Consider the following 11,447-nt stretch of genomic DNA (forward strand, 5'->3'; position numbering starts at 1 on the left):
CGCGTACCGACTTCTGTGAAGTGACGGAGTAGCGACATGGGCATGGCGATCGCCAACGAGACGTGGCGACGCCCCAGAGGCCGTGACCTGGCCGCCCTGGCGCTGGCCGTGGCCGCGCACGCCCTTGTCATCCTCGCCCTGGTCTCCGGCGCGCGCTGGATGCCGCAACTGGTCGAACCACCGGTCATCGAGGCCGAACTGCTGAACGAGATCGCCCCGCACGCGGAAACGAAGGCGCCGGCCCCGGCGGCGACATCGTCCACGCCTGCTCCCAAGGTGGCTCGATCGCCTGCTCCCGTCAGCGTCCCGGCGCCGCCCGTGACCGCCAAGCCCTCTGGTCCGCCCGCCATCGTCGCGCCGCCCGGTTTCACCGCCCGTAAGCTCGTCGAACAAAGCGACCAGACCCGCGAGAGCCTGCGCGGCTCCCTGGGCTGTCGCCACGAGAAGGTCGTCGCCCTCAATCGCGACCAGAAAGCCGCCTGCGCCGAAGCCGACGGCCAGCGCTCGCGCACCGCCCCGATGTACGCCGCCATCGATCCGGACAAGAAAGCCGCCTTCGACGGCGACTGCGCCAAGGACGACGACTGGTGCCTCTACCGCGTCGGCAAGGGCCCCTATCCGGGCATCTTCGCGCTAGGCAAGAAGAAGAAGCGCAAGGGCTGGGACGACTAGGATTTGGAAACGTCCATGCCCAAGGTCGGGCCGATCCCGTCCGGATGGTCACCGAAATAGGAACCACCGCGTTGCTGAGCCACCTTCTCCAGCTTGCTCCGGAACGCGTCGTCCAACTGCAAGGTCGGCCCGTCCTCCGGGTCCTCGCCGTCGTCCAGCGGGATCGAAGCCGCGATCACCTGCCGCAACCGCTCGCCAAACCGCTCGTCCTCGGCCGAACCAGCCTCGGGCGGATCGTCGAGAAAGGTCATGACCTCTTCCAGCGCCGTTTCGTTGTCGACCATGGCCGCGACCTCCTGTTCCTGGCTGGGGAACGGGAGGTCGCGACGACGGTTCCGAAGGGAACGGCCCGCGCCGAAGCGCGGGCCGTAGGCTTAGGGGTTCGAGGGCAGGTTGCCGGCCGAGATGCTGGCGGGCAGCGCCGTTGTCGGCCCCGAGAACGGCGTCGGATTGCTCCGCATGTCGTTGCCGGAGATCAGGATGTCGTCCCTGGTCCAGGCTAGGCCATAAGTCTGGGCGCCGTCTTCTCGGAGGCCACGGACGTTGGTGACCTTCTGGGCGAAGCAGTTGTCGAGATAGATGGCGTTCTTGTGGTCCGTCTTCGCCGTGCCGGCGATCGGGTTGCCCAGGCCGTTGTTCGAGATCTGGCCGCCGTCGATGTCGATGCGGTTGACGTTCGTCGCCCAGAGGCCGTTGCCGAGGCAGCCGTTGATGAAGCCCGGACGGACCAGCACGTTGCGACCCTTCTCGATCCGGATGCCGGCGCCGTTGGCCGGCGTGCCGGTGAGCGTGACATCGTCGCCGGCATTGAAGCCGGCCTTGCGCGTCACCGTCCGCCTTGGACTACCGTCGAGGTCGTCGTAGTCTCCGCTATAGCCTTGGCCCGAAAGCTCGATGAACGTCGGGGCGACCAGGTGGTTGTTGCCGTCGAAACCACCATAGATGTCGACGCCGGGACCGCCGTCCTCGCCGAAGAAGCCGCCGACCATACGCACGCTATAGAGCGACATGTTGGACGGCACCGTGGCCTTCAGACCGCCCAGGGTGTTGGCGAAGGTCGTCAGGTTGTACCAGGTCCCCAGCGAGACGCCTCGGCCCAGGTTCGTGCCGGTATAGGCGTTCGAGTGGACATAGAAACCGTAGCCCGACGCGAAGATCGAACTGGCGTTGTCCATCGACCACTGCATTGGCGCAGTGTCGGCGGTATCGTACTCGAACTCGAAGCCGCTGGCCTTGACGTGTTGGGAGGCGACGTCCTTCAACAGGCCGCCGGCGGTGTTGCGGCCGTAGAACGAGCGGTAATGGTGGCTGAGCTGCATCCGCGCGATCGTCACGTTCTCGCTGCTGCCCGCGCATTGGATGCCGTCGCCCTTGGTTCCCGTGGCCGCGCCGGGATTGTCCCACTTGCGCGTGATCGTGAAGTCCTGGAAGGCGACGTTCTTGGCGTTGGCGGCGATCTGGAACGCCGGCTTCGAGGGGTTGTCCATCCGAACCACGGTCGCGCCGCGGCCGCTGCCCAGCAGCTGCTTGTTCGTGCCGACTACGATGGTGTCGTTGAGGGGGTACACGTGATCCAGCAGCTGGACCATGTTGTTGTTCAGGAGCGCTTCGCGGAACGCGTTATCGTAATACGTCTCGCCGTGATAATAGCTGTCAACGGTGGCGACCATTGAAATATCTCCATTTTTTCGGGGAGGCCGCCGACGTCCGGGCACAAAAAAACCCCGGAGCGCAGGGCGCTTCGAGGTCGGCGTGCTTGGAATATCGGCAGTGAAATCTTTTTAGCGGATAGCGTTTCGCGTGTCAAGAACAAAGCATGAACGAAATGGGTCCGATAGCGCCCGGCGGAGACTGCCCCGCTGGCTGTCGTTTCCGAAAGAAAGAGAGAAAGTGGTGCCGCTTAGGTGACTCGAACACCTGACCCCATCATTACGAATGATGTGCTCTACCAGCTGAGCTAAAGCGGCCCACGTCGCTTCGAACCAGGGTCCGACCGCGAGGAGCGCCTACTTAGCGGGACGCGAGCCACTTGCCAAGCGTCGTCTTGCACCAGAATTGCGTCGAGGCGCTGGACCCCCTTCCGGAGGCTCGGAAATCGGGGGCGCGTCGAACACGCCGGGGTCGTCCGGGATGGGCAACAAGGCCCCGCCGGTCTCGGCCGCGCGCATGAAGGGCGTCGATTCGGCGTAGTCGGCATAGGCCGACGGCAGCTCGGGCAGGTCGTTCATCGTCCGCTCACGGCGTTCGTGGCGCGGATGGATCAGCTGGCCGGTCTCGGCGTAGCTGGCGGCCAGGCGCGCCCAGTCCTCGCGCTGGTAGGCGAAGGCGCGGCCTTCCGGGTCGAGATCGGACCAGTCCGGCTCCTGCGGGGCCTCGACGCCGCGGGCGATCCAGGCGCGGGCCTCGTCGGCGTCGCTATTGGCGGCGGCGACGCGGGCCATCAGGCCGGCGAAGCGGGCGGTCGGGGCCTCAGCGTCCAGCAGGCGGGCGGCGGCGCGGGCGGCGATGGGGTCGCCGCCGATCAGAGCGCTCTCGACGCGCAGGATGCGGCTCTCGCGGGCCTCGGGCTTCATGGCGGCCAAGGCGGCCAGGCGCTGAGCGCGGGCCTTGGGGGTCTCGTTGGTCTTCAGGTCGCGATAGGCCAGCCACAGGGCCGGGTGCGGCTCGGCCTTCCAGGCGGCCTCGATCAGCTGGCCGGCCTTGGTCGCCTTGCCGTCATCGGCCAGCAGACGCGCGGCCATGACCACGCCGGGGGCGAAGTCGGACTTCAGCTTCACAGATTGAGTCGCGAAGTCGAGCGCTCGGCTGCGAACCTTCGGGTCCGCGCTGTCTTCCAGGCTGGCGGCCGAGGCGGCGAGCAGGGCGGCGCGGCTGCGGTCGGCCACGGCCGGCGAGACGATCTTGCGCTCCAGGGCGCCCTGGACCAGCTCCAGCGCCGCGGCCCAGTCGCCGACCTCCAGCCGGGCCTCCAACAGCGCGCGCCAGGCCCAGCGGGCGGTGCGGGCCAGGCCATAGGCGGTCTCGGCGTGACGAATCGCGGCGGCGCGGTCGCCTTCGGCCAAGGCGGCCTGCATCAGGCCACGCAGACCCGCCAGACGCATCTCGGGGAAGCCGAGCATGGCGTTGTAGGCGCTCTTGGCCGCGGCCATGTCGCCGGCGGCCTCGGCGGCCTGGGCGGCCAGCACACGGACCAAGCCCGGCGCGTCCTCCGCCAATTCGGACGACTTCTGGGCCAGGCGGCGGGCTTCTGAGCCGTCGCCGGCGGCCACCGCGAGAAAGCCGCGCGACAGGGCCTCGATCGCCGACTTGCGCTTGGCCTCGGCGCGGGCGCGGGCGCGGCGGCGCGGGGCCTCGACGATCCAGATCACGCCGCGCCACAGCAGGGTGAACAGCAGGGCCGAGAACAGGGTCAGCAGGGCGGCGGCGGCGGCCGTCATCTCGACGCGCCAGCCCATCCATTCCAGCGAGGCGCGACCGGGCTCGCCGGTCAGGGCCAGGGCGGTGACCGCGACGGCGGCGACCAGGAAGAGGGCGAAGGCGACCTTGGTCATGGCTGCTGCTGCCGCGTGACGCGCGACAGGCCGGTCAGGGCGTCGGCGCGGATGGCGGCGACGTGGCGGTCGATCTCGACGCGGCGGTTGGCGACGTTGATCCACGGGGCCAGCACGGCGCGCGCGGCGTCGGGCAGCGGGTCCAGCGCCTGGATCGCGCCTTCGACATCGCCGTCGTCCAGCAGGGCCTGGGCGCGGGCCAGCATGGCGTCCGGCGTCGAACCGGTGGTCGAGCCGACGTGACGGATCGAGACGATGCTGGAGAGGGCGTAGCGGATCCGCGAGAACAGGTCGGCGTCCGCGCCGGGATCGCGCGAGGCGGTGGCGGCGCGGCCGGCCAGGGCGCCGAACTGGACGGACAAACCGGCCCGGGTCGGCGCGCCCTTGTCGGCCAGTTCGCTCAGCGCCCGCAGGTCGGGCGAGGGCGGCAGCACGCGTTGCAGGCCGGCCAGTTCCTGGCCGAACGGCCGCGAGGTCTCGGTCGCCTCGGTCAGGGCCGAGACGGCCAGGGCGGCGGTGGCGGCGTCGGTAACGCCGCGCTGGCTCGATTCCAGGGCGGCGATTCGGCCATCCAGGCGCTCCAGGTCGGCGGCGGGCGGAGCCACGGCGCTGGTCCCGCCCTCGAGCGGCAGGGCCGAACCCGTGGCGACTCGGTCGGCGACCGAGTGCGGGCTGGGCGCGGCCGAGAGCGTCCCTGGGGCGGTCGGGACCTTGGGTTTGAACAGGGTCGGGCCGTAGTGGGCGACGCCGGCGCCGAGCGCGATGCACAGCACGCAGAGGATCAACCAGATCCAGACGCCGGGCCCCATGACGCGGCGGCGGGCGTACAGCGCCGGATCGCTGGGGGCGACGATTTCAGCGGGATCGGGAGCGGCGTTCATGAGGTCCATTCGTGCCCCACGCCGCGATGCTTCGCAACGCCGTGCTTAGCTGTTGAGCAGTTCCAGCAGAGCGGATTCGTCCGGACGCGGCGCGAAGGTCACAGACCCGGGTTCGACGACGCCGCGCAGAGGGGCGGCGACGGCTTCGGAAAGGCACAGGAACCGCAAGGCCGGCGCAGGCCGCTCGCGCAGAATCGCTGCGAGAACACGGGCCGCGCGCGGCGAATGGAGCAACACCGTCGTCGAGGCCTCCAGCAGCGCCAGGGTCTCGTCGGACGGCGCGCGGTCGAGCGTCTCGTAGACCGCCACGCCCTTGGCCATGACCCCGCAGCCGCGAAGCATGCCGACGAGGTCACCGGCCGGCTCCTTGGCGCCGGCCCACAGCACGGGACCCGACGCGCCGGCGGCGATCAGGTCGCAGAGGTCCTCGACATCGCCATCCGCGCTGGAGACCGAGGCGAAACCTTCGCCCTGGGCGGCCTTGGCCGTGGCCCGGCCGACGGCGAACACCGGCAGGCCGCGCGCGTCGCTCAATCGCGCGAAGGCCTCGACGCCGTTGGCGCTGGTGAAGGCCAGGGCGGTGACGTGGGAAAGGTCGAGCTGGGCGTCCAAGGTCTCGACCACGAGCAGCGGGTCGACGACGGCTTCGAAGCCCAGGTCCCGCACGCGCTCGGCGGTGGCCAGGGCGCCGGGGCGGGCGCGGGTGATCCAGACCGGTCCGCCCGCAGTCATGCCGTTACTCCGGCAACAGGATGGCGTCGCCGCCTTCGATGCGGACCTCGGCGCCGAGCTTCAGGCCCAGGGCGCGGGCCTCGTCGATATCGTTTGCGCCCGACAGGGTCGTCTCGCCGTGGCGGCGGAAGCGCTGAGCGCCATCCGGGGTCAGGGCCTCGACGATCATGGTCAGGCGCGTCCCGTCCAGTACGGCGCGAGCACCGATGGCGGTGCGGCACGAGCCTTCCAGGGCGTAGAGCGCGCCGCGCTCGGCGGCGACGGCGATGGTCGTCTCGCGGCAGCTGACGGCCTGCAGCCACGGGGCGTGGGCGTCTTCCAGGCGGGTCTCGATGACCAGCGCGCCCTGGCCCGGGGCCGGCGGGGCGGCGTCGGGATCGAGCCAGCTCTTGGTGATGTGGCCCAGGCCCAGGCGGTTCAGGCCGGACTGAGCCAGCAGGATGGCGTCGGCCTCGCCGCGCTCCAGCTTGGCCAGGCGGGTGTCGACATTGCCGCGCAGCATGACGATCTCGAGGTCGGGCCGCACGTGCAGGGCCTGGGCCTGGCGACGCAGCGAGGCGGTGCCGAGGCGCGCGCCCTTGGGCAGGTCTTCCAGCCGCTCGCAGATATTGCTGATGAAGGCGTCGCGCGGATCCTCGCGTTCCGGCGTCGCGGCCAGGATCAAGCCCGGCGGCAGTTCGGCCGGCATGTCCTTCAGCGAGTGGACAGCGCAGTCGATGCGGCCGTCGAGCAAGGCTTCCTCGATCTCCTTGGTGAAGAGGCCCTTGCCGCCGATCTCCATCAGGCGGCGGTCCTGGATGCGGTCGCCGCTGGTAACGATCGGGATCAGCGGGGCGGCGGCCTCGATCTCTGCCTGGGAAGCGCCGACAGGGACGCCCAGCGCATGCGCGATCCGCGCCTGCATCAGGCCCGACTGGGCCAGGGAGAGCTTGGAGCCACGCGCGCCGATGCGGATGGGAGGTTGCCGGGACACGGTCGGAACGTTACCTGCGGAGACGAGATTTCATCTTCGCTGCTACAGGAGCGGCGGGAAGCCCGCAACGAATGAAAACCCCTACGGATTTTGGCCCTAAGCCCTCCGCCCTGACCATCCTCGGCCTTGAGACCAGCTGCGACGAGACCGCGGCCTCGGTCCTGCGCCGCGAGTCGGACGGGACGGTCACGGTGCTGTCCTCGATCATCGGCACCCAGTTCGAGAAGCATGCCCCGTTCGGCGGCGTCGTGCCCGAGATCGCCGCCCGCGCCCATGTCGAGGCCATCGACACGATCGCCGCCGAGGCCATGCGCGCGTCGGGCCTGTCGTTCGACGACCTGGACGGCGTCGCCGCCACGGCGGGTCCGGGCCTCGTCGGCGGCGTGATGGTCGGCCTGGCGTTCGGCAAGGCCGTGTCGCTGGCGCGCGGCGTGCCGCTGGTCGCCGTCAACCACCTGGAAGGCCACGCGGTCTCGGCCCGCCTGGGCGCCGACATCGCCTATCCGTTCCTGCTGCTGCTGGTCTCCGGCGGCCACTGTCAGCTCCTGGAAGTCTCCGGCGTCGGGGCCTGCAAGCGCCTGGGCACCACGATCGACGACGCGGCCGGCGAGGCCTTCGACAAGATCGCCAAGAGCCTGGGCCTCCCCTATCCGGGCGGTCCGGCCCTGGAGAAGCTGGCGGTCGGCGGCGATGCGACCCGCTACGCCCTGCCCCGCGCCCTGCTGGGCCGCAAGGACTGCGACTTCTCGTTCTCGGGCCTGAAGACCGCCGCGGCGCGGATCGCCGAGACCCTGACGACCGACGACGAGCGCCGCGACCTCGCCGCCGCCGTCCAGGGCGCCATCGCCCGCCAGCTGTCCGAGCGGGTCGATCGGGCGATGAAGCTCTACAAGGAAAGCCACGGCGCGGACGAGTTGCGCTTCGTCGTCGCCGGCGGCGTGGCCGCCAATGGCGCGGTGCGCGCGGCCCTGCTGGCCGACTGCGAGAAGAACGGCTTCAGCTTCGCGGCCCCGCCGCTGGCCTATTGCACCGACAACGCCGCCATGATCGCCTTGGCCGGCGCCGAACGGCTGGCCCTGGGCATCTCCGACGACCTCGACGCCGTCGCCCGTCCGCGCTGGCCGCTGGACGAGGCCGCGGCGCTGGCCAATCCCGCCAACGCCTACGGACGCAAGGGAGCCAAGGCATGACCTTCCAACACGTAGGCGTCATCGGCGCCGGCGCCTGGGGCACGGCCCTGGCCCAGGTCTGCGCTCGCGCCGGTCTCCAGGTCACCCTGCAGGCCCGCGAGCCCGAAGTGGTCGCGGCCGTCAACGAGAAGCACGAGAACGCGGTGTTCCTGCCCGGCATCGCGCTGGAGCCCGGCATCAAGGCGGTGACGGACCTCTCCGGCCTCGCCACCTGCGACCTGATCCTGGCCGTCGCCCCGGCCCAGCACCTGCGCGCGGCCCTGACCGCCTTCGCCCCGCACCACAAGGCCGGCGCGCCGATCGTGCTGTGCTCCAAGGGCGTCGAGCAGGGCTCACTGAAGCTGATGACCGACGTGGCGGCCGAAACCCTGCCGGGCGCGCCGATCGCGGTGCTGTCGGGCCCCAGCTTCGCCGGCGAGGTTGCCCGCAACCTGCCCGCCGCCGTTACCTTGGCCTGCGAGGACGAGGCCCTGGGCCGCGCCATCGCCGAGGCCATCGCCATCCCGACCTTCCGCCCCTACACGGCCAACGACCTGATCGGGGCCGAGGCCGGCGGGGCCGTGAAGAACGTCCTGGCCATCGCCTGCGGCATCGTCGAGGGCAAGGGTCTGGGCCGCAACGCCCACGCCACGGTGATCACCCGCGGCTTCGCCGAGCTGACCCGCCTGGCCGTGACCCTGGGGGCCAAGCCCGAGACGGTCGCCGGCCTCTGCGGCCTGGGCGACTTGGTCCTCACCTGCTCCAGCCCGCAGTCGCGCAACATGAGCGTCGGCCTGGCCCTGGGCCAAGGCCTGACCCTGGAACAGGCCCTGGCCGGCAAGGTCTCGATCGCCGAAGGCGTCGCCTCGGCCCCGGCCGTCCGCGCCCTGGCCCGCAAGGTCGGGGTCGAGGTGCCGATCTGTGAGGCCGTCGCCGCCATCCTGGCCGGCGAAGTCGAGGTCGACGCCGCCATCGCCGGGCTGCTCTCACGCCCCCTGAAATCAGAAGCTTAAATCTAAGGACCGCCGCATGGCCCTCTTCGTCGTCTACTGCAAGGACAAGCCCGGCGCCCTCGAGCTGCGCACGGCCACCCGCCCGACCCACCTGGACTATCTGAACGGCGCGGGCCTGGTGAAGGCCGCCGGTCCGCTGCTGGATGACGCCGGCTCGCCGATCGGCTCGATGCTGATCATCGAGGCCGAGGATCGCGCCGCCGCCCAGACCTTCGTCGACAACGACCCCTACACCCTGGCCGGGCTGTTCGAGAGCGTCGCGATCGACGGCTGGCGCGTGGGCGTCGGCTCGATCGGCTAACACCTTGCCGCTGTTCGCCCTGCACTGCCTGGACAGGCCCGGGACAGAGGACCTGCGCCAGGCCACGCGCCCGGCGCACCTGGCCTTCGTGCGCTCGCGGGCCGACTACCGGTTCGGGGCCTATCTCAAGGACGACGCCGGTGTCATGCGCGGCTCGCTGATGGCGGTCGAGGTCGCCGACTTCACCGCCGCGCGGGCCTTCTCGGCGGCCGATCCTTACGTCCAGGCGGGTCTGTTCGAGCGGGTCGAGATCCACGAGTGGCCGGTCGGCGTCGACGCGGTTCCGGCCCCATGAACATCGAGCCCGACAACCCCGCCCGGCCCACCGCCGGTACGGTGCTGTGCGCGCTGGACGAGGTCTCCGACCCCGGCTCGAAGGGCTTCCGCTACCGCCAGGACGACGCGATGTTCGCCGGCTTCGTGGTCCGCAAGGGCGAGCTGGTGGTCGGCTATATCGACAGCTGCCCGCACGCCGGCTGGCCGCTGGCGGGCTTCGCCGGCCGCTACCTGACCCGCGAGAACGACCTGATCCTGTGCTCGGGCCATGCGGCCCTGTTCAAGATCGAGGACGGGGCCTGCGTGGCCGGCCCCTGCCCGGGCGACAAGCTGTTCCCCTGGCCGGTCGAGGTCCGCGACGGCCAGATCGTGGTCGCCTAGGGTTCGCCGATAAGGTTAAGCTCCCGCGGTCACAACCGAACGGGGCGGACCATGGACCTTCTGCTGCTGCAGCCGGGCGACCAGTACTTCTTCGAGGGGCTGACCGAGACCGGCGTCGCCCCACCCGCCGGCGCCGCCCTCCAGACCCTCTGCCTGCCCTTGCTGTCGCTGGCCCAGGACCTGAAGCAGCCGCCGATCAGCGGCGCGACGCCCTCCGGCCCGCCGACGCTAGACGGCATCGGCTGTACGCGTGCTCCCGACGCCATGTCGGTCAAGCTCTATGACCACTGCCTGCGCGGCCTCCCGCTGGGCGTCGGCGCCCAGCAGCCGACGACCCTGTATGTCCTGCGCCAAACCGGCCCCGGTCCCGCGATCCTGCTGACCCTGGCCCTGCGCGACGCGCGGATCGCCGCCATCCAGTTCCAGGCCCAGCCGTCGGATCCGCCGGTCGAGACCTTCACCCTCGGCTTCTCCGAAATCCTCTGGACCTACACGGCGCAGCGGGCCGACGGGACGCCGATGGGCCAGACCCACAACGGCTGGAGCCTGCTGCTGAACCGTCCGATCGCGTCGTTCTCCGACTGAGGCCTTCCTTAAGACCTACGGCCTATGGTCTTCCGCGAACGATTGCGGGAGATCACCATGGCCGCCGCCGACATGCATTTCGACGCCGAGACGGTGACCCACCGCGCCGGCCTCGCCAAGCTGCGCTCGCTGGCCAAGGTCAATCCGCGCCTGGCCGCCAACCTGGCCAAGACCATGCTGGGCGGCCAGCGCGACCCGGCCGTGGTCGACGCCTTCAACGCCCACGCGGAAGCCGCCGGTTTCGAGTTCACCTCGACCTGGGCCAGCAACAACATCCCGTTCGTGGCCCCGCTGCTGCGCGACTTCGCGGCCAAGCGCCCGGCCGACGAGACGATCCGCTACATGGAGATCGGGGCCTATGAGGGCCGCAACCTGGCCTTCATGGACTGGCTGCTGCCCAGCCGCCTGGCGGTCACGGTCATCGACCCCTGGTTCGACGAGGCCCTGAACCCGGAAGAGAAGTACCACGCCGTCGAACCGCGCTTCGCCCGCAACATGGCCAAGTGCGGGTTCCGCAGCCTCGAAACCCACAAGGGCTTCTCGACCTACGTCCTGCCCCAGATGCTGGAGCGGAACGAGCAGTTCGACCTGATCTATGTCGACGGCAGCCACACGGCCCTGGCGGTGCTGATCGACCTCTGCTTCTGCGCCAGCCTACTGAGCGTGGGCGGCATGATGGTGCTGGACGACTACTGGCACGACATCAGCGAGATCGGCGGGCCGGGCGTGAAGCAGGCCGTAGACCAGTTCCACGCCGCCTTCGGCCGCTATTTCGAGGTCGCCGCCGTCTATCGCCAGGTCGCCCTGGTCAAGACCACCGAGATCCCGCGCTAAGGTACCGGCGATACGCGACATTATGTCGCCCGCCCGACATGGCCAAGGTTAAGGGCCGTTAGACATCTATCCCCGCATT

14 protein-coding genes and 1 tRNA gene are annotated in these 11,447 nt (G+C 70.2%); 8 read left to right on the forward strand and 7 right to left on the reverse strand.

What is annotated here, in order from left to right; translation table 11 throughout:
* Positions 1-36 precede the first annotated feature (36 nt).
* Complete coding sequence (locus tag AC07NI_RS13355) at positions 37-672, forward strand: hypothetical protein (RefSeq protein WP_494619740.1); 636 nt, start codon at positions 37-39, stop codon at positions 670-672.
* On the opposite strand, the gene AC07NI_RS13360 is transcribed toward AC07NI_RS13355, so the two are convergent.
* The 7 genes from AC07NI_RS13360 to hemC all read right to left on the reverse strand — a co-directional run bounded on the left by AC07NI_RS13360 (position 669) and on the right by hemC (position 6,809).
* Positions 669-956 carry a hypothetical protein gene (locus AC07NI_RS13360; protein ID WP_494619742.1) on the reverse strand — a complete coding sequence of 96 codons (288 nt, stop codon included), beginning with the start codon at positions 954-956 and terminating at the stop codon, positions 669-671. The two genes, AC07NI_RS13355 and AC07NI_RS13360, sit on opposite strands and share 4 nt — an antisense overlap.
* Before the next feature lie 90 nt (positions 957-1,046).
* A complete protein-coding gene (locus AC07NI_RS13365; RefSeq protein WP_494619744.1) occupies positions 1,047-2,342 on the reverse strand; it encodes a hypothetical protein in 1,296 nt (431 codons plus the stop codon).
* 221 nt (positions 2,343-2,563) lie between these two features.
* Positions 2,564-2,639, reverse strand: a tRNA-Thr gene (locus AC07NI_RS13370).
* Between the two features lie 39 nt (positions 2,640-2,678).
* Complete coding sequence (locus tag AC07NI_RS13375; RefSeq protein ID WP_494619746.1) at positions 2,679-4,223, reverse strand: heme biosynthesis HemY N-terminal domain-containing protein; 1,545 nt, start codon at positions 4,221-4,223, stop codon at positions 2,679-2,681.
* A complete protein-coding gene (locus tag AC07NI_RS13380; RefSeq protein ID WP_494619748.1) occupies positions 4,220-5,113 on the reverse strand; it encodes a COG4223 family protein in 894 nt (297 codons plus the stop codon). The genes AC07NI_RS13375 and AC07NI_RS13380 overlap by 4 nt, the downstream gene beginning before the upstream one ends.
* Before the next feature lie 36 nt (positions 5,114-5,149).
* A complete protein-coding gene (locus AC07NI_RS13385; protein WP_494619750.1) occupies positions 5,150-5,836 on the reverse strand; it encodes a uroporphyrinogen-III synthase in 687 nt (228 codons plus the stop codon).
* Positions 5,837-5,840: 4 nt separating this feature from the next.
* Positions 5,841-6,809 (reverse strand): hydroxymethylbilane synthase, encoded by a 969-nt coding sequence (gene hemC / locus AC07NI_RS13390; protein WP_494619752.1) that lies wholly within the window; start codon positions 6,807-6,809, stop codon positions 5,841-5,843.
* Between the two features lie 71 nt (positions 6,810-6,880).
* Between hemC and tsaD the strand changes: the two genes are divergently transcribed.
* The 7 genes from tsaD to AC07NI_RS13425 are packed head-to-tail and all read left to right on the forward strand — an operon-like array spanning position 6,881 to position 11,368.
* On the forward strand, positions 6,881-7,999 hold the full coding sequence (gene tsaD / locus AC07NI_RS13395) for a tRNA (adenosine(37)-N6)-threonylcarbamoyltransferase complex transferase subunit TsaD (protein WP_494619754.1): 1,119 nt from the start codon (positions 6,881-6,883) through the stop codon (positions 7,997-7,999).
* Positions 7,996-8,991 carry an NAD(P)H-dependent glycerol-3-phosphate dehydrogenase gene (locus AC07NI_RS13400; protein WP_494619756.1) on the forward strand — a complete coding sequence of 332 codons (996 nt, stop codon included), beginning with the start codon at positions 7,996-7,998 and terminating at the stop codon, positions 8,989-8,991. The genes tsaD and AC07NI_RS13400 overlap by 4 nt, the downstream gene beginning before the upstream one ends.
* Before the next feature lie 16 nt (positions 8,992-9,007).
* A complete protein-coding gene (locus tag AC07NI_RS13405; protein ID WP_494619758.1) occupies positions 9,008-9,292 on the forward strand; it encodes a YciI family protein in 285 nt (94 codons plus the stop codon).
* 4 nt (positions 9,293-9,296) lie between these two features.
* The gene (locus AC07NI_RS13410) at positions 9,297-9,587 is read left to right on the forward strand and encodes a YciI family protein (protein WP_494619760.1); all 291 of its coding nucleotides are present in this window, start codon (positions 9,297-9,299) and stop codon (positions 9,585-9,587) included.
* Positions 9,584-9,949 (forward strand): Rieske (2Fe-2S) protein, encoded by a 366-nt coding sequence (locus AC07NI_RS13415; protein WP_494619762.1) that lies wholly within the window; start codon positions 9,584-9,586, stop codon positions 9,947-9,949. The genes AC07NI_RS13410 and AC07NI_RS13415 overlap by 4 nt, the downstream gene beginning before the upstream one ends.
* A 51-nt stretch (positions 9,950-10,000) precedes the next feature.
* Positions 10,001-10,534 carry a type VI secretion system tube protein Hcp gene (locus AC07NI_RS13420; protein WP_494619764.1) on the forward strand — a complete coding sequence of 178 codons (534 nt, stop codon included), beginning with the start codon at positions 10,001-10,003 and terminating at the stop codon, positions 10,532-10,534.
* Between the two features lie 57 nt (positions 10,535-10,591).
* On the forward strand, positions 10,592-11,368 hold the full coding sequence (locus AC07NI_RS13425) for a class I SAM-dependent methyltransferase (RefSeq protein ID WP_494619767.1): 777 nt from the start codon (positions 10,592-10,594) through the stop codon (positions 11,366-11,368).
* Positions 11,369-11,447 lie beyond the last annotated feature (79 nt).

The sequence above is a fragment of the Caulobacter sp. GW821-FHT10E02 genome (genome assembly GCF_059415225.1).

What these genes read in the sequence shown, in the direction of transcription:
- AC07NI_RS13375 (WP_494619746.1), bottom strand. Translation starts at nt 4,223, where the DNA reads ATGACCAAGGTCGCCTTCGCCCTCTTCCTGGTCGCCGCCGTCGCGGTC.
- AC07NI_RS13415 (WP_494619762.1), top strand. Translation starts at nt 9,584, where the DNA reads ATGAACATCGAGCCCGACAACCCCGCCCGGCCCACCGCCGGTACGGTG.
- AC07NI_RS13425 (WP_494619767.1), top strand. Translation starts at nt 10,592, where the DNA reads ATGGCCGCCGCCGACATGCATTTCGACGCCGAGACGGTGACCCACCGC.
- AC07NI_RS13355 (WP_494619740.1), top strand. Translation starts at nt 37, where the DNA reads ATGGGCATGGCGATCGCCAACGAGACGTGGCGACGCCCCAGAGGCCGT.
- AC07NI_RS13365 (WP_494619744.1), bottom strand. Translation starts at nt 2,342, where the DNA reads ATGGTCGCCACCGTTGACAGCTATTATCACGGCGAGACGTATTACGAT.
- AC07NI_RS13360 (WP_494619742.1), bottom strand. Translation starts at nt 956, where the DNA reads ATGGTCGACAACGAAACGGCGCTGGAAGAGGTCATGACCTTTCTCGAC.
- AC07NI_RS13400 (WP_494619756.1), top strand. Translation starts at nt 7,996, where the DNA reads ATGACCTTCCAACACGTAGGCGTCATCGGCGCCGGCGCCTGGGGCACG.
- AC07NI_RS13420 (WP_494619764.1), top strand. Translation starts at nt 10,001, where the DNA reads ATGGACCTTCTGCTGCTGCAGCCGGGCGACCAGTACTTCTTCGAGGGG.
- AC07NI_RS13380 (WP_494619748.1), bottom strand. Translation starts at nt 5,113, where the DNA reads ATGGACCTCATGAACGCCGCTCCCGATCCCGCTGAAATCGTCGCCCCC.
- AC07NI_RS13385 (WP_494619750.1), bottom strand. Translation starts at nt 5,836, where the DNA reads ATGACTGCGGGCGGACCGGTCTGGATCACCCGCGCCCGCCCCGGCGCC.
- AC07NI_RS13405 (WP_494619758.1), top strand. Translation starts at nt 9,008, where the DNA reads ATGGCCCTCTTCGTCGTCTACTGCAAGGACAAGCCCGGCGCCCTCGAG.
- tsaD (WP_494619754.1), top strand. Translation starts at nt 6,881, where the DNA reads ATGAAAACCCCTACGGATTTTGGCCCTAAGCCCTCCGCCCTGACCATC.